Origin of the sequence: Mesorhizobium sp. M4B.F.Ca.ET.203.01.1.1 (assembly GCF_004791025.1) — a bacterium.
GTDB lineage: Bacteria > Pseudomonadota > Alphaproteobacteria > Rhizobiales > Rhizobiaceae > Mesorhizobium > Mesorhizobium abyssinicae.
Window position 1 is genome coordinate 381,354 of record NZ_SRUO01000001.1, and the last position, 22,673, is coordinate 404,026.

The 22,673-nt window shown below is 65.4% G+C and carries 18 protein-coding genes; 8 read left to right on the forward strand and 10 right to left on the reverse strand.

Annotation, left to right across the window (positions count from 1 at the left end):
• Positions 1–18 precede the first annotated feature (18 nt).
• The 3 genes from EN846_RS01790 to EN846_RS01800 form a co-directional block, all read right to left on the reverse strand.
• Complete coding sequence (locus EN846_RS01790) at positions 19–1,119, reverse strand: sensor domain-containing diguanylate cyclase (RefSeq protein ID WP_127393117.1); 1,101 nt, start codon at positions 1,117–1,119, stop codon at positions 19–21.
• Between the two features lie 127 nt (positions 1,120–1,246).
• Entirely contained in the window at positions 1,247–3,526 is a 2,280-nt protein-coding gene (locus EN846_RS01795; RefSeq protein ID WP_127393118.1) for an NADP-dependent malic enzyme, read from the reverse strand.
• A gap of 133 nt (positions 3,527–3,659) precedes the next feature.
• Positions 3,660–4,841, reverse strand: coding sequence for a glycosyltransferase (locus tag EN846_RS01800; RefSeq protein WP_127393119.1), 1,182 nt, complete (start codon positions 4,839–4,841; stop codon positions 3,660–3,662).
• Positions 4,842–5,011: 170 nt separating this feature from the next.
• Between EN846_RS01800 and mutS the strand changes: the two genes are divergently transcribed.
• From mutS to EN846_RS01815, 3 genes are all read left to right on the forward strand, one after another.
• On the forward strand, positions 5,012–7,726 hold the full coding sequence (gene mutS / locus EN846_RS01805) for a DNA mismatch repair protein MutS (RefSeq protein ID WP_245518501.1): 2,715 nt from the start codon (positions 5,012–5,014) through the stop codon (positions 7,724–7,726).
• Positions 7,727–8,182: 456 nt separating this feature from the next.
• Complete coding sequence (locus EN846_RS01810; RefSeq protein WP_127391416.1) at positions 8,183–8,647, forward strand: nuclear transport factor 2 family protein; 465 nt, start codon at positions 8,183–8,185, stop codon at positions 8,645–8,647.
• A 7-nt stretch (positions 8,648–8,654) separates the two neighbouring features.
• Positions 8,655–9,224, forward strand: a complete 570-nt coding sequence (locus EN846_RS01815; protein ID WP_127391415.1) for a TetR/AcrR family transcriptional regulator — start codon at positions 8,655–8,657, stop codon at positions 9,222–9,224.
• 9 nt (positions 9,225–9,233) lie between these two features.
• On the opposite strand, the gene EN846_RS01820 is transcribed toward EN846_RS01815, so the two are convergent.
• From EN846_RS01820 to EN846_RS01835, 4 genes are all read right to left on the reverse strand, one after another.
• On the reverse strand, positions 9,234–10,043 hold the full coding sequence (locus tag EN846_RS01820; protein ID WP_127391414.1) for an MBL fold metallo-hydrolase: 810 nt from the start codon (positions 10,041–10,043) through the stop codon (positions 9,234–9,236).
• Between the two features lie 40 nt (positions 10,044–10,083).
• Entirely contained in the window at positions 10,084–10,929 is an 846-nt protein-coding gene (locus tag EN846_RS01825) for an aldo/keto reductase (protein WP_127391413.1), read from the reverse strand.
• A gap of 88 nt (positions 10,930–11,017) precedes the next feature.
• Entirely contained in the window at positions 11,018–11,410 is a 393-nt protein-coding gene (locus tag EN846_RS01830) for a DUF305 domain-containing protein (protein ID WP_127391412.1), read from the reverse strand.
• A gap of 43 nt (positions 11,411–11,453) precedes the next feature.
• Positions 11,454–13,961, reverse strand: a complete 2,508-nt coding sequence (locus EN846_RS01835) for a heavy metal translocating P-type ATPase (protein WP_127283980.1) — start codon at positions 13,959–13,961, stop codon at positions 11,454–11,456.
• 210 nt (positions 13,962–14,171) lie between these two features.
• On the opposite strand from EN846_RS01835, the gene EN846_RS01840 reads away from it, so the two are divergent.
• Positions 14,172–16,973 carry a [protein-PII] uridylyltransferase gene (locus tag EN846_RS01840; protein ID WP_127283979.1) on the forward strand — a complete coding sequence of 934 codons (2,802 nt, stop codon included), beginning with the start codon at positions 14,172–14,174 and terminating at the stop codon, positions 16,971–16,973.
• A gap of 40 nt (positions 16,974–17,013) precedes the next feature.
• On the forward strand, positions 17,014–18,621 hold the full coding sequence (gene murJ / locus EN846_RS01845) for a murein biosynthesis integral membrane protein MurJ (protein WP_128346694.1): 1,608 nt from the start codon (positions 17,014–17,016) through the stop codon (positions 18,619–18,621).
• Here murJ and EN846_RS01850 read toward each other — a convergent pair.
• Positions 18,596–19,000: a type II toxin-antitoxin system VapC family toxin gene (locus EN846_RS01850; RefSeq protein WP_127283977.1), complete on the reverse strand. Its 405-nt coding sequence runs from the start codon at positions 18,998–19,000 to the stop codon at positions 18,596–18,598. The genes murJ and EN846_RS01850 overlap by 26 nt on opposite strands.
• A complete protein-coding gene (locus EN846_RS01855) occupies positions 19,000–19,245 on the reverse strand; it encodes a type II toxin-antitoxin system VapB family antitoxin (protein WP_127283976.1) in 246 nt (81 codons plus the stop codon). The genes EN846_RS01850 and EN846_RS01855 overlap by 1 nt, the downstream gene beginning before the upstream one ends.
• Before the next feature lie 174 nt (positions 19,246–19,419).
• On the opposite strand from EN846_RS01855, the gene trpS reads away from it, so the two are divergent.
• The 3 genes from trpS to EN846_RS01870 all read left to right on the forward strand — a co-directional run bounded on the left by trpS (position 19,420) and on the right by EN846_RS01870 (position 21,841).
• Positions 19,420–20,487 (forward strand): tryptophan--tRNA ligase, encoded by a 1,068-nt coding sequence (gene trpS, locus EN846_RS01860; RefSeq protein WP_127391410.1) that lies wholly within the window; start codon positions 19,420–19,422, stop codon positions 20,485–20,487.
• Positions 20,488–20,589: 102 nt separating this feature from the next.
• Complete coding sequence (locus tag EN846_RS01865; protein ID WP_127283974.1) at positions 20,590–21,081, forward strand: universal stress protein; 492 nt, start codon at positions 20,590–20,592, stop codon at positions 21,079–21,081.
• 190 nt (positions 21,082–21,271) lie between these two features.
• A complete protein-coding gene (locus EN846_RS01870) occupies positions 21,272–21,841 on the forward strand; it encodes a NifU family protein (RefSeq protein ID WP_127391409.1) in 570 nt (189 codons plus the stop codon).
• Between the two features lie 147 nt (positions 21,842–21,988).
• On the opposite strand, the gene EN846_RS01875 is transcribed toward EN846_RS01870, so the two are convergent.
• A complete protein-coding gene (locus tag EN846_RS01875) occupies positions 21,989–22,606 on the reverse strand; it encodes a L,D-transpeptidase (protein WP_127391408.1) in 618 nt (205 codons plus the stop codon).
• Positions 22,607–22,673 lie beyond the last annotated feature (67 nt).

A 22,673-nucleotide genomic window follows, 5' to 3' on the forward strand; every position in this document is an offset into this window, starting at 1 on the left:
ATGCCCCGCCCGTCGGGGCTAGGCGATGCGACGCTGGCGGCGCGACGACTGGCGGCCGCTGGCCCCGGACTGCTCCAGCGCCAATTGGTCGGAAGTGACCAGCCGGCCACGGCCTTCCTTCTTACCGACATACATCAGCCTGTCGGCGAGCGCGACCAGCGCGTCGGGATCGGCGGCTTCCGTCGGATAGATGGCGACACCAACGGTGCAGCCGACCTGGATGTCGCCGTTCGGGGCCGGAACCTTGATGCGCAGCCGCTCCAGCACGCGCTCCGCTACGCGCACCGCCTTCTCCCTGGCCAGATCCGGCTTGCCTGAGAACAGGAAGGCGAACTCGTCGCCGCCGAGCCGCGCGACAAAGTCGGCGCTGCGCAGGATCGTGCGCAGCTTGTCCGACACGCGCTGCAAGAGCGCATCGCCGGCCTCGTGGCCAAGCGTGTCGTTGACTTCCTTGAAGCGGTCGAGGTCGATGAACAGCAGGCCCGCCGCATCGCCGGTTGCGGCGCAGCGGCCGATCACCGATTTGAGCTCGTTGTGAAAGGCGCGCCGGTTGGGCAGGTCGGTCAGGAGATCGTGGTTGGCCGAATGGTCGCTCTGCTGCTTGGCCAGCTCGATCTCGCGCTTTTGCACCGACAGTTCCTCGTTGGCGGCCTTGAGGTCGAGCAGCAGCTGGGCGTTGAGGTCCTCGACGACCTTGCGGTCGCTGATGTCGACGACGAAACCCTCGAGGAATTCGAGCTCGCCGGCCTCGTCCCAGACACCGCCGCCGATCTCGCGGACCCAGAGCGGCTCGCCGACCCTCGGCACGATGCGGTAGTCGACGTTCCAGTTGCAGCGCGCCTCGAGCGCGTTGTCGACGGCGGCGTAGACTGCGGCGAGATCGTCAGGATGGATGGCCGAGACGTAGTCGCGCACCGCATTGTGGATGAAATCGCTCGGCCGGTAGCCGCTGACGGTGAAAATGCCGTCGCTGATATAGAGCATCGTGTAGGACTGGTCGTTGCGGCAGCGGTAGAGATAGCCGTCCATGCGACCGGTGATGCTGAGCAGCGCGTCCAGCCGCTCGTCGTGGTGGCCCCCCTGGCCGACCGCGGATGCAGAAACCCCGTCATGCTTCATGGCCGCACCCCCGAGTTGGCGGTCTGAGCGCGCCGTAGATGCCGTTACGGCAAGTCGGCAAGAGGCCTTCTATATCAGGTGAGTATTATCAATCTGTTATGGCGATGCGCCCTTAGTGCACCGCTTCTCAGTTGCCCGCCGTGTAGGCCGCGATCGCCGCCATGTTGACGATGTCTGAATCCTTGGCATTCAGCGAGACGATCTGCACCGGCTTGTTGAGGCCGACCAGCAGCGGGCCGATGACGGTCGAGCCGCCGAGCTCCTGCAGCATCTTGGTCGAGATCGAGGCCGAGTGGAACGCCGGCATGATCAGCACGTTGGCCGGGCCGGTCAGCCGGATGAACGGGTACTGCGCCATGGCGCGGGCGTTGAGCGCCACGTCGGCCGCCATCTCGCCGTCATACTCGAAATCGACGCGGCGCTTGTCGAGGATGCGCACGGCCTCCTGCACGCGCTCGGAGCGCTCGCCCTGCGGATGGCCGAAGGTCGAGTAGGCGAGCATGGCAAGTCTCGGCTCGTAGCCCATGCGGCGGGCGAAGCCGGCCGCCTCCTCGGCGATGTCGGCGATCTGCTCGGCGTTCGGCATGTCGTGCACGGCGGTGTCGGCGACGACGACGGTGCGGCCCCTGGCGAGCACGATCGAGACGCCGATGACGCGGTGGCCGGGCTTGGCGTCGATGACGCGGCGGATGTCGTCGAGCGCGGTCGAATAGTTGCGGGTGACGCCGGTGACGATGCCGTCGGCATCGCCCAGCGCCACCATGCAGGCTGCGAAATGGTTGCGGTCGTTGTTGATCAGGCGCTGGCAGTCGCGGAACAGGAAACCCTTCCGCTGCATGCGCTCATAGAGATAGTCGGTGTAGATGCCGTTGCGGCGCGACAGCCTGGCATTGATGATCTCGATGCCCTGCTTGTTGAGCTCGATGCCGGCGTGCTTGGCGTTTTCCTTGATGACGTCGTCGCGGCCGAGCAGGATCGCGGTGCCGAGGTTCTGGTTCACATAGGAGACGGCGGCGCGCATCACCTGCTCCTCCTCGCCCTCGGCGAAGACGATGCGTTTGGGCTGGCGGCGCACGCGGTCGTAGATGCGCTGCAGCGTCGAAGCGATCGGATCGCGGCGGGCGGAAAGCTCCTGCGCGTAGCGGCCGAGATCGAGGATCGGCTTGCGGGCGACACCGGACTCCATCGCGGCCTTGGCGACAGCCAGCGGGATCGCCGCGATCAGGCGCGGGTCGAACGGCACCGGGATGATGTAGTTGGGGCCGAATTTCGGGCGGTTGCCCTGATAGGCGGCGGCGACGTCGTCGGGCACGTCCTTGCGCGCCAGCTCGGCCAGCGCGCGGGCAGCGGCAATCTTCATCTCGTCATTGATGGTGGTGGCCCTGACATCCAGCGCGCCGCGGAAGATGTAGGGGAAGCCCAGAACGTTGTTGACTTGGTTCGGATAGTCCGAACGGCCCGTGGCCATGATGGCGTCGGTGCGGATTTCGGCCACTTCCTCGGGCGTGATCTCGGGATCGGGATTGGCCATGGCGAAGATGATCGGGTTCTTGGCCATCGACTGCACCATGGCGGTGGTCAGCGCGCCCTTGGCGGAGAGGCCGAGGAAGACGTCGGCGCCGTCCAGCGCCTCGGCCAGCGATCGCGCCTCGGTCTTCACGGCATGCGCCGACTTCCACTGGTTCATGCCCTCGGTGCGGCCCTGGAAGACGACGCCCTTGGTGTCGCACAGGATGATGTTTTCCGGCGAAAAGCCCATCGCCTTCATCAGCTCGATACAGGCGATGCCTGCCGCGCCGGCGCCGTTGCAGACCATCTTGGTGGTCCTCATGTCGCGGCCGGTGATCTCCAGCGCGTTGATCAGGCCAGCGGCGGAGATGATCGCGGTGCCGTGCTGGTCGTCGTGGAAGACGGGGATGTCCATCAATTCCCGCAGCCGCTGCTCGATGATGAAGCATTCCGGCGCCTTGATGTCTTCCAGATTGATGCCGCCGAAGGAGGGGCCGAGGAAGCGCACGCAGTTGATGAACTCGTCGGCGTCCTCGGTGTCGACCTCGAGGTCGATGGAATCGACGTCGGCGAAGCGCTTGAACAGCACCGACTTGCCTTCCATCACCGGCTTGGAGGCGAGAGCGCCGAGATTGCCGAGGCCGAGAATGGCGGTGCCGTTGGAGATGACGGCGACCATGTTGCCGCGCGTCGTGTAGTCGAAGGCGCGGCTCGGATCCTCGGCGATGGCGCGAACCGGAACGGCGACGCCCGGCGAATAGGCGAGGCTGAGATCGCGCTGCGTCGCCATCGGCTTGGTGGCGACGATCTCCAGCTTGCCGGGGCGGCCCATGGCGTGGAATTCCAGCGCCTCCTGCGCGCTGACGGACGGACCGCTGTTTTCGGTTTTCCTGGCCATGATCTCTTGATTTCCTCACCGGTGCGGCGCCCTTGAGATGGGCGCCATGTTATTGAGCTTCCGGATTAAGGCCAGAGGCCGCCGCTGTAAACCGGCAAGCTCGGCAAAGCTCGCCCTACGCCGACGAAGCCGCTCAGGAACGTCCCGCAGCCGCCGCGGGTGCCGCGATCTCGCGCGCATGCTGGCGTACCGTTCCGTAGCGCCGCAACGACCCGGTTCCGGGAAAGGGCCATTGCGAAAGCATTGGCTCGGCGCTTCCCATGCGCTCGCGCAACGCCGACAGGAATTCCATCAGCTCCCGCCGCTGCGGCCACACCTTGGCCATGGTGCGGCTGCGGATCTCGTCGCGCGGTATGGCGCGGTCGCGCAAGGTTTCGACGGCGCGCCTGATCGCCGCCGGTTCGGGCTCGGCGATGATGCAATAGTCCGGATCGAAATAGACATCGCGGCCGCCGACGCTCGGCGTGCTCACCACCGGCAGCCCGGCCATGAGATATTCCATGCTCGAGCACATCGCCCCCTCGACGGCCGACAGGCAGAGCCCGACCGCGGCCTGAGCGTAGACGCGATTGACTTGTTGCGGCGTCAGCCGGCCGGTCCGGCCATCGACGATCGGATTGGCGATCCGGTGCAGCGGCGACTGCGCCTGCAGGCGCCGGATGAAGGCGCGGTCGCCGGCCGGCGGCAGTTCTCCGATCGAGATGGCAATATGGACCAGCCTTTCGATGTCGAAGCCGAGATAGTGGCGCTTGGTGTTCGAGATGCGGCCGTTGTAGACGGCATCGAATTCGACCGGGACATCCGGCAGCGGCCGGAAGATGTCCTCCGAGACCATCAGATTGTGGTTGGAGAAAATCGCCGTGCCCCCGACCGCGGCAACGAGGCGGCGCTCCGCCTCGTTGTTGCAGAGAAAAATCAGCTCGTGGAGCGGGAAGTGCTCGCGATACCAGGCGATGTCCTGGCCGAGCCTGGCGATGACGTGCGGCCGTTCGAGTGTCCAGCTCGGCATCAACAGGAATGCGGCGCGGCGCGAGGCGAGGTGCCTGCCGATCGCCGCAGTCAAGCTGAGCGGTCGCTCGCCGCCGATCGGCATGTAGATCAGCAGCGGATCATGGCTGAGCACATAGATCGCGACCTTCATGCCGCCGCCGAGGCCGGACAGCGGGCCGTGGCCGGGAAGCAGGAAAGGCAATCGCTTTTGCACCGACTGATTGAGACGGCCAAGCCTGTGGCCGGCGCGCCGACGCAAGCGGTCGAGCGGCGTGCCGGCCGACCCGACCATTTCCTCGAATGATTCCTGACCGAACCTGTCCATCGACCCCGCCCCCGAGCTCCGTGGATGACTTATGCTGGCCGCCGGCGCGTTGCAATGCCGGCACGCCTTGGCCCCCGCTGGCCGGAGCGACGCGGTCTTCCCCTGCTTTTCGAGCGGCCGGCATTAAACCCGGCAACCACATCTGCTAGCGTGCCCCAATGAACATGCACATGCCGACCGATAACGACGCTCCGGACACGATGGCGCCGGCGCCCGCCCTGGGCGGCGTCACGCCGATGATGGAGCAGTATATCGAGATCAAGGCGGCGAACCCGGATTCGCTCCTGTTCTACCGCATGGGCGATTTCTACGAGCTGTTCTTCGACGATGCCGAGAAGGCAAGCCGCGCGCTCGGCATCGTGCTGACCCGGCGCGGCAAGCACCAGGGCCACGACATTCCGATGTGCGGCGTGCCGGTGCATGCGGCGGATGACTATCTGCAGAAGGTGATCGCGCAAGGCTTCCGCGTCGCCGTCTGCGAGCAGACCGAGGACCCGGCGGAGGCCAAGAAGCGCGGCTCGAAATCGGTGGTGCGGCGCGACGTGGTGCGGCTGGTGACGCCCGGCACCATCACCGAGGACAAGTTGCTGGCGCCTTCCGAATCGAGCTTCCTGATGGCGCTCGGACGCGTGAAAGGTGTGGCGGAGCATGCCTTCGCGCTGGCCTGGATCGAGATCTCGACCGGGGTCTTCCGCGTCGCCGAGACCACCGCCGACCGGCTGCTCGCCGACATCTTCCGCGTCGACCCGCGCGAGCTGATCGTCGCCGAGCCGGTGTTTTACGACCCCGAGTTGAAGCCGCTGTTCGACGTCATCGGCCGCGTCGCCAGCCCGCAGCCGCCGTCGCTGTTCGATTCGGCTTCTGCCGCGGGACGCATCGCACGCTTTTTCGCGGTGGCGACGCCGGACAGTTTCGGGACGTTTTCGCGCGCCGAGCTGTCGGCGATCTCAGGCACCATCGCCTATGTCGAGAAGACGCAGAAGGCCGAGCGGCCGCCGCTGTCGCGGCCGGAGCGCGAGGAGAGCGGCTCGACGCTGTTCATCGACCCGGCGACGCGCGCCAATCTGGAGCTCTTACGCACGCTGTCGGGCAGCCGCGACGGCTCGCTGTTCAAGGCGATCGACCGCACGGTGACCGGCGGCGGCGCGAGGCTCTTGGCCGACCGGCTGATGGCGCCGCTGACCGATCCGGCAGCGATCGGCGCCAGGCTCGATTCGGTGTCGTTCTTCCGCGCCGAGACGCGGCTCTGCCAGGCGGCGCGGACGAGCCTGAAAAGCGTCGCCGACATGCCGCGCGCGCTGTCCAGGCTGGCGCTCAATCGCGGTGGTCCGCGCGATCTCGGCGCGTTGCGCGCCGGCTTCGAGGCGGCCGACGCAATCGTGCATCTGTTTGCGGCGACCACCCTGCCGCGGGAACTTGCGGCGGCGCTGGCCTCGATCAGGGCCTTGCCGCGCGATCTGCGCGACCATCTCAGCCAGGCGCTGGACGAGGAATTGCCGCTGTTGAAGCGCGACGGCGGCTTCGTGCGGTCGAGTTACAATGCCGAGCTCGACGAGATGCGGGCGCTGCGTGACGAGTCGCGCAAAGTGATCGCCGGGCTGGAGCGCTCGCTGATCGAGGAGACCGGCATCCGCTCGCTGAAGATCCGGCACAACAACGTGCTCGGCTACTACATCGAGGTCACCGCCAATCACCATGCGGCGATGACCGGCAGCGACGAGGCCAAGGGGCGCTTCATCCACCGCCAGACCATGGCCAACGCCATGCGCTTCACCACGACGGAGCTGGCCGAGCTGGAATCGAAGATCGCCAACGCCGCCGACCGGGCGCTGAGCATCGAGCTCGCAGCCTTCGACCGGCTGACGGCCGAGGTGGTCGGCGAGGCCGACAGCATCCGCGCCGGCGCCGAGGCGCTTGCCGCGCTCGACGTGTCGGCCGCGCTTGCGCTGCTTTCGGAAAGCGAGGCCTGGTGCCGGCCGGAAGTCGATTCCAGCCTCGCCTTCGAGATCGAAGGCGGCCGGCATCCGGTGGTCGAGCAGGCGCTGCGGCGGTCGGGCGAAGGCCCGTTCGTCGCCAACGACTGCGACCTTTCGCCGGAAGGCGGCGCCAAGGCCGGCGCCATCTGGCTGCTGACCGGTCCCAACATGGGCGGCAAGTCGACTTTCCTGCGGCAGAACGCGCTGATCGCCATCCTTGCCCAGACCGGCTCCTTCGTGCCAGCCGAGCGCGCCCATATCGGCGTCGTCGACCGGCTGTTCTCGCGCGTCGGCGCCTCCGACGACCTGGCGCGCGGCCGCTCGACCTTCATGGTCGAGATGGTCGAGACGGCGGCGATCCTCAACCAGGCCGGCGAGCGGGCGCTGGTCATCCTTGACGAGATCGGCCGCGGCACGGCGACCTTCGACGGCCTGTCGATCGCCTGGGCGGCGGTCGAGTATCTGCACGAGAAGAACCGCTGCCGCGCGATCTTCGCCACCCATTTCCACGAGATGACGGCGCTGGCCGGCAAGCTCCCGCGCCTCTCCAATGTCACCATGCGGGTCAAGGAATGGGAAGGCGAGGTGGTGTTCCTGCACGAGGTCGGCAAGGGCGCGGCGGACCGTTCCTATGGCGTGCAGGTGGCGCGGCTCGCCGGCCTGCCGGAAGCGGTGGTCGCCCGCGCCAAGGAGGTGCTGCACCAGCTCGAGGAAGGCGAGGTTTCGGGCAAGGCCAACCGGCTGGTCGACGACCTGCCGCTGTTTTCGGTGGCAGTGAAGCGGGAGGCGCCGAAGCCGGCAAAGAACGATGCGCTCAGCGAAGCGCTGGGCACGATCAACCCGGACGAGATGACGCCGCGCGAGGCGTTGGAAGCGCTCTACCGGCTGAAAGGATTGATCGGCAGTTAGCGCGAGAAGTCTCCGATCAAAGAGATTTTTGACGGCCGCCGCCTTGGTGATTTAATATATCTTCACAAGAAGACATGAGCGCTCTTACGTTCTTTTCCGAGAGGATGTGCGTTCTCGCGACCTCATCCGCCAGATACATGAAAAGGATGCGATCCTCGCTATCATTGTTTTCATTTACGATACTTATCGAGGCATAATTCGTATTTCTTATGTCGTATAGATTTTCTGTTTTTATAAAATTGTATCCGTATCTTTTGAAGATCGACCTGATAACTTGTTTCAGCACAACAGCGCTCCAGACAGACAGTCAGGCAGGCAGGCAAATTTGGTCCTCATCCGAGTCGGCGTGCAAAAACCCTCGACGAGAGGCGACAAAGCCATAGCACGCTATTCGACTTGACGTCATTGTACCGGTCGGTACAATCTCTCATCGAAATTGCCCAATGGAACACCGCCATGAGCCGTCCGCCGCTGCCGCCCTTTACCGCCGAAACCGCCGCACAGAAGGCGCGCATGGCCGAAGACGCCTGGAACAGCCGCGACCCCGAACGGGTCTCGCTCGCCTATACTGAGGACAGTACCTGGCGCAATCGCGCCGAGTTTGTTTCAGGCCGCAGCGAGATCGTCGGTTTCCTCACCCGCAAATGGGCGCGCGAACTCGACTATAGGCTGATCAAGGAGGTCTGGACCTGGAACGAGAACCGCATTGCGGTGCGCTTTGCCTATGAATGGCGCGACGACAGCGGCCACTGGTTCCGCTCCTACGGCAATGAGAATTGGGAGTTCGACGCGGCCGGGCTGATGCGCCGGCGCGTCGCCAGCATCAATGACCTGCCAATCACCGAGGCCGAGCGCAAATATCACTGGCCGCTCGGCCGCCGGCCCGACGATCATCCGGGCCTGACCGAACTTGGCTTGTAAGGCGCCTATGCGCAGGATCGCGCCCGAGCGCGCCGATCTGCTCTCCATCATCGGCGAGGTCTTTCGCGAGCACGGCTATGAAGGGGCGAGCCTGGCGCTGATCGGCGCGGCGACGGGATTGGGCAAGGGCAGCCTCTATCACTTCTTTCCCGGCGGCAAGGAGGAGATGGCGAGAGCCGTCATTGCCCATATCGACGGCTGGTTCGAGGACAATGTCTTTGCGCCTTTGCGCGACAACGCTGATCCGCGGGCCGGGATCGAGCACATGTTCGAGGCGACGGACAGCTACTTCCGCTCGGGGCGCCGGGTTTGCCTCATCGGCGCCTTCGCGCTGGATGATTCGCGCGACCTGTTTTCCGGCCAAATAAGGGACTATTTCGGCCGCTGGATCACGAGTCTCGCCGAAGCGCTGACGCGATCCGGGTATCGACCGGGCGAGGCCAGCGAGCTGGCCGAGGAAGCAGTCGCCGTCATCCAGGGTGCGCTCACGCTTGCCCGCGCCGCCAGCGACCTCGATATATTTTCAAGGGCATTGCGGCGAGTGCGCATGCGGCTTGAGCCTCCGGCCAAGATTTAGCCGGAACCCCTACAAAGGCTCGAAGCGGAAGGCTGTTTCGGTTCGAAAAATCCGACCGACGCCCGGTGAATCGAGATGCGCTCCCGCCACGCACCAGGCATTGTCGGCGGCAAGGGCCAAGATATGCAGCCGGCTCGCCCGCGCCTGCTCCTGGTTAGCGTCGAATTCCCATGCGACCTCCGGCCGATCGAACTGAAGCGACGGCACATGCACGAGGTCGCCCCAAACCAACAATGTTCCGCCGTCGCTCGTGACACGAAAGCATGTGTGACCAATTTCGTGGCCCGGCGCCGCGACCGCCTCGACATTCGCGCTCAGGCGCTGCCCGGGGTCCAAAGGTTCTGCTCGATCATGGAAGCGGCTCAACCTCGCTACCGACCGGAACATGTCGAGCTCGGCTCGAGGCACGAGCAGCCTGGTGAGTTGCGGGAAACCGTCCCGGCCATCCGGATGGACGATCCCGTGGATATGATCGAGATGGGTGTGGGTGAAAGCGACCGTCCGAACTCGGTCAATGGCGATCCTCGCCTCGCTCAGCGCCTGCGGAAGAAGCCCCATCGTCGGGTGCCAGGCGTTCGAGGACCCCGTGTCGATCAGCATGATGTCTTGGCCGTCGTCGATCGCAAAGGCATTGACCGACAATCTCAGCGCGCCGTCGAAGAGCGGCACCTGCGACGGGAGATCGTCGCCAAAGGGCTCGTCTCCCGGATGGCGCAGTCGGCGGATCGGCATGTCGACATAGCCGTCGCGCAACGACGTGACGCTAATGCCCCCGATCTTGTACGCCGTGTGATGCAGCCCGGCTGAGATTCGTTCCAACGCTTGCTCTCTTTACCACGATTGCGAATGCAGATTTCGGTCAGATCATTTCCAGCCCGCGCTTGCGCGTCGGCGGCGGGAAGGCGCGGTCGAAATCGGCGAAATCCTCGGGCGTCAGCTTGATATCAAGCGCGGAGGCGTTCTGGCGGACATGCTCCTGCCGACTAGCCTTCGGAATGGCGATGACGCCTTCCTGCGCCATCACCCAGGCGAGCGCGATCTGCGCGGCCGTCACGTTGTGGCGGGCGGCGATAGCTTCCAGCCTGGCATTGCGCGCCAGCGCGCCCTGCTCGACCGGCGAATAGGCCATCAGCGGGATGCCGCGCTCTCGGCTCCAGGGCGCGAGATCGAACTCAGGGCCACGGCGCGAGAGATTGTAGAGCACCTGGTTGGTCTGGACGTTGCCGCCGTCCCGCAGGCTGACCAGTTCCTCCATCTCATCCGTGTCGAAATTGCTGACGCCCCAATGGCGGATCTTGCCGGCCGCCTTCAGTGCCTCGAAGGCCTCGACGGTCTCGGTCAGCGGCACGCTGCCCGGCCAGTGCAGCAGATAGAGGTCGATGCGGTCGGTGGCGAGGCGCTTGAGGCTGTTCTCGCAGGCCCGCCGGACGCCGGCGCGCGAGGCGTTGGAGGGCAGCACCTTCGAGACCAGGAAGGTCTCGTCGCGGCGCCCGGCGATGGCCTCGGCCACCACCTCCTCGGCGCCGCCGCTGGCATACATTTCGGCGGTGTCGATCAGCGTCATGCCGAGATCCAGCCCGAGCCGCAGGGCCTTCACCTCGTCGGCGCGGCGACGGGCGTCCTCGCCCATCTTCCAGGTGCCCTGGCCGAGCACAGGCAAGGGTTCGCCCGAGGGCAGCGTGGTGGTTCTGATGGTAGATGCCATGGCAGGCTCTCATTGACGGCGGGATCGCATCACAGGCGAAGCAAGAAATCCAGTCCCAAGCCCCGCCCGGACTTCCGGCGTGCTAAATCTAGTCCGCCTGATGGGCCGCGAGCCAGGCCCGCATCTCCTTGACCTCGGCCTCCTGCGCCTTGATGACCGCTTCGGCCATCTTGCGGATCTCCGGGTCCTTGCCGTTGGCCAATTCCACCTTGGCCATGTCGATCGCGCCCTGATGATGCGGGATCATGCCGCGGACGAAGTCGACATCCGGATTGCCGGAATAGGCATTTGCCATCATGTCGGCATGCATCTTGTCCATCGCCGCCTTGTAGCCGGCGGTCGATGGGCTCTCCGCGCCCATCGCCATGCCAGACATGTCGTGCTTCATCTCCTGCGATTGCGCCGGAACGCTTTCGAGGAAGACGGCGAGCAGCATTCCCGCCGCCATCAAGAGCAGCACAATCTTCTTGGCCAAGGTCATCCATGATCTCCTGTTGATGGACTGTCGTATTTGGGGGCTTCGCTCAGAGTTTCAACGTTCTGAGGCGCAAGGCGTTGCCGATGACCGAGACCGAGGACAGGCTCATCGCCGCCGCGGCCAGCATCGGCGACAAAAGCGTGCCGGTGAGCGGATAGAGCACGCCGGCAGCTATCGGCACGCCGAGCACGTTGTAGAGGAAGGCGAAGAACAGGTTCTGGCGAATGTTGCGGATCGTCGCCCGGGCCAGCGTGCGCGCCCTGACGATGCCGTTGAGGTCGCCCTTGACCAGGGTGATGCCCGCGCTTTCGACCGCGACATCGGCGCCGGTGCCCATGGCGATGCCGACATCGGCGGCGGCCAGCGCCGGCGCGTCGTTGACGCCGTCGCCGGCCATGGCGACGCCGGCGCCCTTGGCGCGCAGTTCCTCGACCAGCGCTCCCTTCTGCTCGGGCAGCAGGCCGGCGCGCACCTCGTCGATGCCAAGCTTGCCGGCGATGGCGCGCGCCGTGCGCTCATTGTCGCCAGTCGCCATGATGATCCGCAAGCCGCTGTCGTGCAGCGCGCCGATCGCCGCAGCCGTTGTCGGCTTGACCGGGTCGGCGACGGCGACGAGGCCGGCGAGCACGCCGCCGACGGCGACGAACATCGCCGTCTTGCCCTCGCCCCGCAGCGCGTCCGCCTGCGCTGAAATCGAGACCGTGTCGACGCCGAGGTCGGCCATCATCGCCGCATTGCCGAGCGCGACCTTGCTGCCGGCCACCGTGCCGGACACACCCTTGCCGGTGACCGCCTCGAAATCGCCGGCATCGGCGACCGTCACGCCGCGTTCGACCGCGCCCTCGACGATCGCCTCGGCGAGCGGATGCTCCGAACCCTTCTCAAGCGCGGCGGCCAGCGCCAGCAGTTCGTTTTCCGCGATGCCCCCGGCGGCGAAGACGTCGGTGAGCTTTGGCCGACCCTCGGTCAAAGTGCCGGTCTTGTCGACGATCAGCGTATCGACCGAAGCGAAGCGCTCGAGCGCTGCCGCCTCCTTGATCAGCACGCCGGCATGGGCGCCGCGCCCGGTCGCGGTCATGATCGACATCGGCGTCGCCAACCCCAGCGCGCAGGGACAGGCGATGATCAGCACCGACACCGCCGAGACGATGGCGAAGATCAGGCTTGGCTGTGGGCCGAGGATCGCCCAGGCGGCGAAAGCGGCGAGCGCGACCAGCACAACGGCCGGCACGAAATAGAAGGAAACGCGGTCGGCCAGGCCCTGGATCGGCGCCCGCGAGCGCTGCGCCTTGGCGACCAGTTCGACGATGCGCGACAGCGTCGTCTCGGCGCCGATGCGCTCGGCGCGCATGACCAGCGAGCCGTTCTTGTTGAGCGTGCCGCCGGTCAGGACGTCGCCCCCGGTCTTCTCGACCGGCAGCGGCTCGCCGGTGATCATCGATTCGTCGATGGCCGAGCGTCCCTCGAGCACGACACCGTCGACCGGAACGGCATCGCCGGGACGGATGCGCAGCCGGTCGCCGGCCTTGACCGTGTCGAGCGGCACGTCGCTTTCGGAGCCATCAGCGCCGATCAGCCGCGCCGTCTTCGGCGCTAGGTCGAGCAAGGCGCGGATGGCCGAGCCGGTGCGCTCGCGGGCCCTGAGCTCCAGCACCTGGCCGAGGAAGACCAGCGCGACGATGACGGCGGCGGCCTCGAAATAGACCGGCACGGCGCCGCCATGGCCGCGGAACTGGTGCGGGAAGATGTCCGGGAACAGCGTGGCCGCGATGCTGTAGAGATAGGCCGCGCCGACGCCGAGCGAGATCAGCGTCCACATGTTGGGACTGCGGTTGAGGATCGACTCCCAGCCGCGATGGAAGAAGGGAAAGGCCGCCCACAGCACGACCGGGCTCGCCAGCGCCAGCTCGGCCCATGTCTTTGTCCGGTCGTCGATGAGGCTGTCGAAGCTTAGGCCGAGCATCGGCGCCATGGCGATGACGAGCAGCGGCAGGGACAGCACCGCGCTGACCCAGAAGCGCCGCGTGAAATCGACCAGTTCGGGGTTCGGCCCTTCCTCGCCGGTCGGCACGCCCATCGGCTCCAGCGCCATGCCGCAGATCGGGCAGGCGCCCGGCTTGTCGCGGATGATCTCGGGATGCATCGGACAGGTGTATTGCGTGCCCTTCGGCATCGGCTGTGGTGCCGGCCGGTCGCCGAGATAATGGGCCGGCGCGGCCTCGAACTTGCCCTTGCAGCCGGCCGAGCAGAAATAGAAACCCTGGCCCTCATGGCGGACGAAGTGCCTGGCGCTGGCGCGATCGACGCTCATGCCGCAGACCGGATCGGTGGCGGTCAGGTATTTTTCCGGCTCGGCGACGAATTTGGCGCGGCAGCCCTCGCTGCAGAAATGACGGATGTGGCCACCATGCTCGGCCGTCGGCTTGCCGGCGGCCGGATCGACCGTCATGCCGCAGACCGGATCGCGAACGACCGCCTCCGCGACAGGCGCGGCGGCCTTGGCGGAGCAGCAGCCGCCGGTATGCGCGTGGTGTTCATGGTCGGAATGGGCCATCTGGAATGCCTCTGATGTCTTGATCTGAGGCCGAGGTAGGGCTTCCAGTAACTGGAAGGTCAAGGGTCGGCCGCAATTTTTCTCGCCAGGCGCATTGTCGGACGGTAAAGGCAGGGCAGATCATGCGGTGTCGTGACAGGGGCTCCCCATACCCAGCACCGCGAAAACGCGCTATAGACGCCGCCCGAAAGGCGAGGCCGACCTCAGCATATGGCAAAAATCTCCCTGAAACTCGACGAGCTGATCGACGGCGTGATGCTGCGCGGCGACATGACGAAGCTGACCGCGGCCCATGCCGGCGACGGTTCCGGTCAGGCGACGCGCGGCGCCGTTCTGCAGCTGCTCAAGGCTCGGCTGGCCGATGGCCGCAAGATCGCGGAAGCCATGCTGAGGGAGGATGGCGGCGGCACCGCCTGCGCTGCCCGGCTGTCGCATCTCATGGACGAGATCATCCGGGCGCTCTACGATTTCGCCGCGACCCACGTCTATCGCGTTAAGAACCGCTCCGCGGCCGAGCGCATGGCGGTGGTGGCGGTCGGCGGCTACGGCCGCGGCACGCTGGCGCCTGGCTCCGACATCGACCTTCTGTTCCTGCTGCCCTACAAGCAGACGCCCTGGGGCGAGCAGATCGTCGAATACATGCTCTACATGCTGTGGGATCTCGGGCTGAAAGTCGGCCATGCGACGCGCAACATCGACGAGTGCCTGAGGCTGTCGCGCACCGACGTCACCATCCGCACCTCGATCCTGGAGGCGCGCTTCCTGTGGGGCGAACAGAAGCTCTATGACGAGCTTTTGACGCGCTTCGACCATGAGGTGGTGCGCACCACCGGGCCCGAATATGTGCAGGCCAAGCTTGCCGAACGCGACGATCGCCACGCCAAGGCCGGCGAAAGCCGCTATCTGGTCGAACCCAACGTCAAGGACGGCAAGGGCGGGCTGCGCGACCTGCAGACCCTGTTCTGGATCGGCAAATATTTCTACCGGGTGCGCACCGGCGAGGAACTGGTCGAGAAGGCCGTCTTCACCGAGGCCGAATACCGGGAATTCCTCAAGGCCGAGGACTTTCTCTGGGCGGTGCGCTGCCACATGCACTTCCTCACCGGCAAGGCCGAGGAGCGGCTGCATTTCGACATCCAGCGCGAGATCGCCGAGCGGCTCGGCTACACCAGCCATCCCGGCCTGTCGGCGGTCGAGCGCTTCATGAAGCACTACTTCCTCGTCGCCAAGGATGTCGGCGACCTCACCCGCATCTTCTGCGCCGCGCTCGAGGAAGAGCAGGCCAAGCACGTGCCTGGCTTCAACCGCATCTTCCTCACCTTCCAGCGTCGCAAGCGCAAGCTGGCCGGCACGTCCGATTTCATCGTTGACAATCACCGCATCAACGTCGCCGACGACATGGTGTTCGAGCGCGACCCGGTCAATCTGCTCAGGCTGTTCTGGTTCGCCGACAAGCATGGGCTGGAGTTCCACCCCGACGCGCTGAAGCTACTCACCCGTTCGCTCGGCCTCATCGGCAAGGCGCTGAGGCGCGACGAGGAGGCCAACCGGCTGTTCCTCGACATTTTGACCTCAGACCGCTACGCCGAGCTCAATCTCAGGCGCATGAACGAGGCGGGGCTGCTGAGCAAGCTGATCCCGGACTTCGGCAAGATCGTCGCCATGATGCAGTTCTCGATGTACCACCACTATACGGTGGACGAGCACCTCATCCGCTGCATCGGCGTGTTGGCCGAGATCGAGCGCGGCGACGGCGAGAAGGTGCACCCGCTGTCGCATTCGCTGATGCCGGGGCTGAAGAAGAGCCGCGAGGCGCTCTATGTCGCCGTGCTCCTGCACGACGTCGCCAAGGGGCGGCCGGAGGATCATTCGGAAGCCGGCGCCCGCATCGCGCGGCGCATCTGCCCGCATATGGGGCTGTCGGCCGCCGACACCGAGACGGTGGCCTGGCTGGTCGAGAACCATCTCGTGATGTCGATGACGGCGCAGACGCGCGACCTCAACGACCGCAAGACGATCGAGGATTTCGCCTCGATCGTGCAGTCGGTCGAGCGGCTGAAGCTGCTGTTGATCCTCACCGTCTGCGATATCAGGGGTGTCGGGCCGGGCGTCTGGAACGGCTGGAAGGGGCAGTTGCTGCGCACGCTCTATTACGAAACCGAGCTGCTCTTGACCGGCGGCTTCTCCGAAGTGTCGCGCGCCGAGCGCACTTCCGCGGCGCGCGAGCGGCTGGCCGAGGCGCTGGCCAACTGGCCGGCAAAGGAGCGCAAGCGCTATGTCGCCCAGCACTACGAGAACTACCTGCTGACCGTCGATCTCGCCGACCAGCTGCGCCATGCCGAGTTCGTCCGCGAGGCGGACGCCGCCGACAAGAAGCTCGCGACCATGGTCAAGACGCATGAGTTCGAGGCGGTGACCGAGATCACCGTCCTGGCGCAGGACCATCCACGCCTGCTGTCGGTGATCGCCGGCGCGTGCGCCGCCGCCGGCGGCAACATCGTCGATGCGCAGATCTTCACCACCTCGGACGGCCGGGCGCTGGACACGATCCTGATTTCGAGGGAATTCGACCTCGACGAGGACGAGCGCCGGCGCGCCGAACGGGTCGGCCGGCTGATCGAGGACGTGCTGTCGGGCAAGACCTGGCTGCCGGAAATGATCGAGAAGCGCACCAAGCCCAAGCGCGGCGCCAAGGTCTTCCGCATTCCGCCGCGCGCCGAGATCCGCAACACGCTGTCGAACCGCTTCTCGGTGATCGAGATCGAGGGGCTCGACCGGCCCGGCCTGCTCTCCGAGATCACCGGGGCGCTGTCCGATCTGTCGCTCGACATCGCATCGGCGCACATCACCACCTTCGGCGAGAAGGTCATCGATACCTTCTATGTCACCGACCTCACGGGACAGAAGATCGACAGCCCGACGCGCATGGCCACCATCCACAAGCGGCTGATCGAGACCCTGGACGGCACCGCGCCGGAGCGCGGCGGCAAGGCCAGGGCGGCGGCCGAGTGACCATCACTTTGTCCCAATCGCACAGGCAGTCTCCCCGCGCATGAGCCTTGTCAAGAAATTCGCCACGGTCGCCTCCGGCACGCTGATGAGCCGCGCGCTCGGCTTCGGCCGCGAGATGCTGATGGCGGCGGCGCTGGGCACCGGGCCGATCGCCGACGCCTTCAACGCCGCCTTCCAGTTCCCCAACACCTTCCGCCGGCTGTTCGCCGAGGGCGCCTTCAACGCGGCCTTCGTGCCGCTGTTCGCCAAGGAGATCGAGACGCATGGCACCGAGGGCGCCAAGCGCTTCTCCGAGGAAGTGTTCGGCGTGCTGTTCACGGCACTGCTGGCGCTGACGATCGCTATGGAGTTCGCGATGCCGCTGATCGTGCGCTACCTGGTGGCACCGGGCTTCGCCGACACGCCGGGCAAGTTCGAGACGACGGTCACGCTTGCGACCATCATGTTCCCGTATCTCATCTGCATGTCGCTCGGCGCCATGATGGCCGGCATGCTGAATTCGCTGCGCCGCTATTTCGCGGCTGCGGTGGCGCCGGTCTTCCTCAACATCATCCTGATCGGCGTGCTCGGATACGCCTGGTACAATGGGCTGGATGCGCACGACGTCGGCTTCGGCCTGTCCTGGGGCGTGCTGGCGGCGGGGGTGGTGCAACTCGCCATCGTCTGGGTGGCGGTGCGCCATGCCGGCATCTCGATCGGCTTCCGCAGGCCGAAGATGACGCCGAGCGTCAAGCGGCTGTTGATCCTGGCGTTGCCGGCCGCGATCACCGGCGGCATCACCCAGATCAACCAGCTGATCGGCACGGCGATCGCCTCGGCGCAGGACAGCGCCGTGTCCTCGCTTGCCTATGCCGACCGCATCTACCAATTGCCACTCGGCGTCGTCGGCGTGGCGGTGGCGATCGTGCTGTTGCCGGAACTGTCGCGGGCGCTGAAGTCGGGCAATCTGATCGAGGCAGCCAATCTGCAGAACCGTTCGGTCGAGTTCACGCTGTTCATGACCTTGCCGGCGGCGGCCGCGCTGTGGGTGATGTCGGAGCCGATCGTGCGGCTGGTCTACGAGCGCGGCGCCTTCGCCGCCAACCATTCGACGCCGATCGTGGCCTCGATCCTGGCGATCTTCGGTCTCGGCCTGCCGGCCTTCGTGCTGATCAAGGCCTTCACCCCCGGCTATTTCGCGCGCGAGGACACGCGCACGCCGATGATGTTCGCCGCCATCTCGGTCGGCGTGAATGTCGCCACCGCGCTGTCGCTGTTTCCGTCGATGGGCGCGCCGGGCATCGCGGTGGCGTCGGCCGTCGCCGGCTGGGTCAACGCCATGATGCTGCTTGCCGTGCTGATCCGGCGCGGCCATTGGGGCCGCGACATCCCGCTGTTGAAGCGCATTCCGAGGCTGGTGCTGTCCGCCGTGATCATGGCGACCGCGCTTTACTTCGCGGAGCGGCATTTTGCGACGCAGATCGGACCCGGCTCACCGCTGGTCGTGAAAGCAACGACGGTGCTTGCACTGGTCGCCGGGGGTGCTGCGCTCTATTTCATCGCCGCCTTCGCGACCGGCGGCGCCGATTTCGGCATGATCCGCAGGAATGTGAAGCGCGGCGAGGCAAAGGCAGCGCCGCCGGTTACGGAACAGTCTCCAGATCCGTGAGCCTGAATTCGTCGGCCGTGGAAAGCATCGGAACGGCGTAGTGGCGTGCGCAAGCGTAGTGGAAACAGTCCGCCAGGTTCAGTCGGATGGCGTTGTTGCGAAACCGCGACGCGGCCTCGATGGATAGGGATGCCGCGTCCAGCGCCGGCGGCAGCTCGCGCAAGGCAATTGCGCGCTCTTCAAGAAAACGGGTCACAATCTCAGCGCTTCTGGCAACCGGTATTGCCAGCTTTTCCGGCCGGGATAGGGCCATTGAGGCTTCCCAGACAGCGATTGCGGAGGTGAATGGAGCCGAGGCGTCCACGACCGCTTGCGCGCAGCGTTCGGCCTCAGCTTCATTGCTCAGCATCGCAACGATAGCGGCTGCATCGACGAACATCAGTCCTCGCCGGACAGTTCATCATAGACCGAGCGGGGCAACGGCCTGCGCGCCTGCTCGCCCAACTCAATTCCAAACTCGGCCCTCAGCCGGGCTGCCGTCTCCAACGGCGTCTCGCGGTTGCGCCGCCGTTCGAGGGCTTCGCGCATGGCGATCACGATGGCCTCGGTGATGCCGACGCCCTCAGCTTTGGCGAAGGCGCGGGTTAGCCTGTCGGCTTCCTTGTTGTTGATATTGATGGTCATGACTGCATTCTTTCGTGTAGCTTGAAACATGTAGCCACCGCATGCCAATGTCAATAGCCCGTTAATCGGCACGTTGGGTGCCTCTTGATCGGATGCCGGGCTTCGTCCATAAGCGCGCCCGTCGAAAGACTTTCGCCGCGCGCGAAACGGCCCTCCACAAGCCATGAGGACATCATGACCGCCTTCAAGCCACTCGTCTTTTCCGGCGTCCAGCCGACCGGCAATCTGCATCTCGGCAACTATCTCGGCGCCATCAAGAAATTCGTCGCGCTGCAGGACCAGTCCGACTGCATCTATTGCGTCGTCGACCTGCATTCGCTGACGGCGCAGCTCGTCCATGACGACCTTGCCGACCAGACCCGCTCGATCACCGCCGCCTTCCTCGCCTCCGGCATCGACCCCAAGAAGCACATCGTCTTCAACCAGTCGCGGGTGATGCAGCACGCCGAGCTCGCCTGGATCTTCAATTGCGTGGCGCGCATCGGCTGGATGAACAAGATGACGCAGTTCAAGGACAAGGCCGGCAAGGACCGCGAGAACGCCTCCCTCGGCCTTCTCGCCTATCCAAGCCTGATGGCCGCCGACATCCTGCTCTACCGCGCCACCCATGTGCCGGTGGGCGAGGACCAGAAGCAGCACCTCGAGCTGACCCGCGACATCGCCCAGAAATTCAACAATGACTTCTCCGACCGCATCGCCGCCCTTGGCGTCGGCGTCGAGATGCAGGTCGGCGAGGAGACGGTGAACGGCTATTTCCCGATCACCGAGCCGGTGATCGGCGGGCCGGCGGCGCGCATCATGAGCCTGCGCGACGGCTCCAAAAAGATGTCGAAGTCGGACCCGTCTGACCTGTCGCGCATCAACCTGACCGACGATGCCGACACCATCTCGAAGAAGATCCGCAAGGCCAAGACCGATCCCGAAGCCTTGCCGGGCGAGGTCGACGGGCTGGCCAGCCGTCCCGAGGCGGAAAACCTGGTCGGCATCTATGCCGGGCTTGCCGAAATCTCGAAGGCCGACGTGCTGAAGGAGTTCGGCGGCCAGCAGTTCTCGGTGTTCAAGCCGGCGCTGGCCGACCTCGCGGTGGAGAAGTTGGCGCCGATCGCCGGCGAGATGCGCCGCATCGAGGGCGACCGCGCCTATGTCGACGCGGTGCTGAAGGACGGCGGCGAGCGCGCCGGCGCGCTGGCGGAATCGACGATGCGGACAGTGCGCGACATCATCGGCCTGTTGCAGGACTGATCGATCCAATCTCGTCGATCGCTACCGCCATGAAGGCCGGCGGCTTGCCGCCGGTCTTTGGCGGTGGCAGATTGCGGCCGAATTGATACCGAGCAGACAGACATGGTCTCCAAACGTCTCAGCCGCGAAGTTGGCCACCGCCGCAAGTTCCTGGCGATCATCGACGACACGCCGGAATGCGAGCGCGCCGTCGCCTATGCCTCGAAGCGGGCGCAGAGCACCAGCGGCGTGCTGGTGCTGCTCTATGTCATCGAGCCGGACGATTTCCAGCACTGGCTGGGGGTCGAGAAGATCATGCGCGAGGAGGCGAACGCCACGGCGCGCGCCGCGCTCGATACCTACGCCAACAAGGTGCGCCAGAAGCTCGGCATCGAGCCGGAACTGGTGGTGCGCGAGGGCAAGCCGACCGAAGAGATCCACAAGCTGATCGAGGAAGACCAGGACATCGCCATCCTGGTGCTGGCGGCAGGCGCCGGCAAGGAAGGCCCCGGACCTCTGGTCAGCGCCGTGGCCGGCAGAGGCGCCGCCTTCCCCATCCCGGTTACCGTGGTGCCGCAGAATCTGTCGGATGAGGAAATCGACAGCCTCGCCTGAGGCGTGCTGATATCCAGGTGAGGCCGGCCTGACCTGAATCTCGACACGCCTCGCCCCATGTACCGGAGGCATGGCAAAAACATTCCGCCAGCCAGCCGTTGCGGCGACGCGTTTCGCTTGAATGTCCCGCCGATAGCGCCTATTTAGAACCATTCCAAACTATCCGCCCGAAACGGGCATGGAGACCGCCATGTTCATCCAGACCGAATCGACGCCGAACCCGGCAACGCTGAAGTTTTTGCCTGGCAAGGAAGTGCTGCGCGAAGGCACCGCCGATTTCCGCGACGCCGACAGTGCGGCGAGCGCCTCGCCGCTGGCCGGCCGGCTGTTCGAGATCCCAGGCGTCACCGGCGTCTTCTTCGGCTACGACTTCATCACCGTGACCAAGGACGGTCCCGACTGGCAGCATTTGAAGCCGGCGATCCTCGGCGCCATCATGGAGCATTTCATGTCGGGCGCGCCGGTCATGACCAAGGCCGGCCCGGCGGCCGAGACCAGCGAGACCGGTGAATTCTACGACAAGGCCGACGAGGAGCTGGTCATCACCATCAAGGAACTGCTCGACACCAGGGTGCGCCCGGCGGTTGCCCAGGACGGCGGCGACATCACCTTCCGCGGCTTCGAGAACGGCACCGTGTTCCTGCACATGAAGGGCGCCTGCGCCGGCTGCCCGTCGTCGACGGCGACGCTGAAGCACGGCATCCAGAACCTGCTTCGTCACTTCGTCCCCGAGGTGCAGCAGGTCGAGCAGGTCGCTTAAGCGTAAAGCTCTTCCGTCAGCAGGCAACAAAAAACCGGGCCGAATTGCCCGGTTTTCTGTTTTGGGACGTCCATTTGTTGCCTAGACGGTCCGCGTACTCAACTTTTCAGGTGAACCATGACCCCCGAAATACGGGGATCGCGGTCCCTACATCACGATGACCTTGGCGCCGACAGAGGTGCGGTTGTAGAGGTCGATGATGTCCTGGTTCATCAGCCGGATGCAGCCCGACGACATCGCCTTGCCGATCGAATTCCATTCCGGGCTGCCATGCAGGCGGTAGCCCATGTCGCCGCCCTTGTTGAACAGGTACATGGCGCGGGCGCCAAGCGGGTTCTTCAGGCCCGGATCCATGCCGCCAGCGAATTTGGCGAGTTCCGGCTGGCGCTTGATCATCTGCGAGGGCGGCGTCCAGGTCGGCCATTCGCGCTTCAGCGCGATGCGCGCTGTGCCGTGCCACTCGAAGCCTTCACGGCCGACGCCGATGCCGTAGCGTATCGCCAGCCCGTCGCCCTCGACGAAGTAGAGGAACTTGTTCTGGGTATCGACGATGATCGTGCCCGGCTTTTCCCTGGTGTCGTACTCCACTTCCTGCCGATGGAAGCGCGACGGAACCTTCTCGATCGGGATGCGCGGCAATTGATAACCCGCATCGGTGACCGCGCCATAGTCGTTGGTGAACAGTCGCGCGCCGATGGTGCTGCAACCACTGATCGCGGTCGACATCGCCAAAGCAGCGACGATTGCAAGAGACTTCAAGCGCATGAATAGGTCCGATGCCCAGCCCGTTGATCGCGGCACGAGTCGGCCGCTTTTCCTGAAATCATTCATG

What these genes read in the sequence shown, in the direction of transcription:
- EN846_RS01790 (WP_127393117.1), bottom strand. Translation starts at nt 1,119, where the DNA reads ATGAAGCATGACGGGGTTTCTGCATCCGCGGTCGGCCAGGGGGGCCAC.
- EN846_RS01795 (WP_127393118.1), bottom strand. Translation starts at nt 3,526, where the DNA reads ATGGCCAGGAAAACCGAAAACAGCGGTCCGTCCGTCAGCGCGCAGGAG.
- EN846_RS01800 (WP_127393119.1), bottom strand. Translation starts at nt 4,841, where the DNA reads ATGGACAGGTTCGGTCAGGAATCATTCGAGGAAATGGTCGGGTCGGCC.
- mutS (WP_245518501.1), top strand. Translation starts at nt 5,012, where the DNA reads ATGCCGACCGATAACGACGCTCCGGACACGATGGCGCCGGCGCCCGCC.
- EN846_RS01810 (WP_127391416.1), top strand. Translation starts at nt 8,183, where the DNA reads ATGAGCCGTCCGCCGCTGCCGCCCTTTACCGCCGAAACCGCCGCACAG.
- EN846_RS01815 (WP_127391415.1), top strand. Translation starts at nt 8,655, where the DNA reads ATGCGCAGGATCGCGCCCGAGCGCGCCGATCTGCTCTCCATCATCGGC.
- EN846_RS01825 (WP_127391413.1), bottom strand. Translation starts at nt 10,929, where the DNA reads ATGGCATCTACCATCAGAACCACCACGCTGCCCTCGGGCGAACCCTTG.
- EN846_RS01830 (WP_127391412.1), bottom strand. Translation starts at nt 11,410, where the DNA reads ATGACCTTGGCCAAGAAGATTGTGCTGCTCTTGATGGCGGCGGGAATG.
- EN846_RS01835 (WP_127283980.1), bottom strand. Translation starts at nt 13,961, where the DNA reads ATGGCCCATTCCGACCATGAACACCACGCGCATACCGGCGGCTGCTGC.
- EN846_RS01840 (WP_127283979.1), top strand. Translation starts at nt 14,172, where the DNA reads ATGGCAAAAATCTCCCTGAAACTCGACGAGCTGATCGACGGCGTGATG.
- murJ (WP_128346694.1), top strand. Translation starts at nt 17,014, where the DNA reads ATGAGCCTTGTCAAGAAATTCGCCACGGTCGCCTCCGGCACGCTGATG.
- EN846_RS01850 (WP_127283977.1), bottom strand. Translation starts at nt 19,000, where the DNA reads ATGTTCGTCGATGCAGCCGCTATCGTTGCGATGCTGAGCAATGAAGCT.
- EN846_RS01855 (WP_127283976.1), bottom strand. Translation starts at nt 19,245, where the DNA reads ATGACCATCAATATCAACAACAAGGAAGCCGACAGGCTAACCCGCGCC.
- trpS (WP_127391410.1), top strand. Translation starts at nt 19,420, where the DNA reads ATGACCGCCTTCAAGCCACTCGTCTTTTCCGGCGTCCAGCCGACCGGC.
- EN846_RS01865 (WP_127283974.1), top strand. Translation starts at nt 20,590, where the DNA reads ATGGTCTCCAAACGTCTCAGCCGCGAAGTTGGCCACCGCCGCAAGTTC.
- EN846_RS01870 (WP_127391409.1), top strand. Translation starts at nt 21,272, where the DNA reads ATGTTCATCCAGACCGAATCGACGCCGAACCCGGCAACGCTGAAGTTT.
- EN846_RS01875 (WP_127391408.1), bottom strand. Translation starts at nt 22,606, where the DNA reads ATGCGCTTGAAGTCTCTTGCAATCGTCGCTGCTTTGGCGATGTCGACC.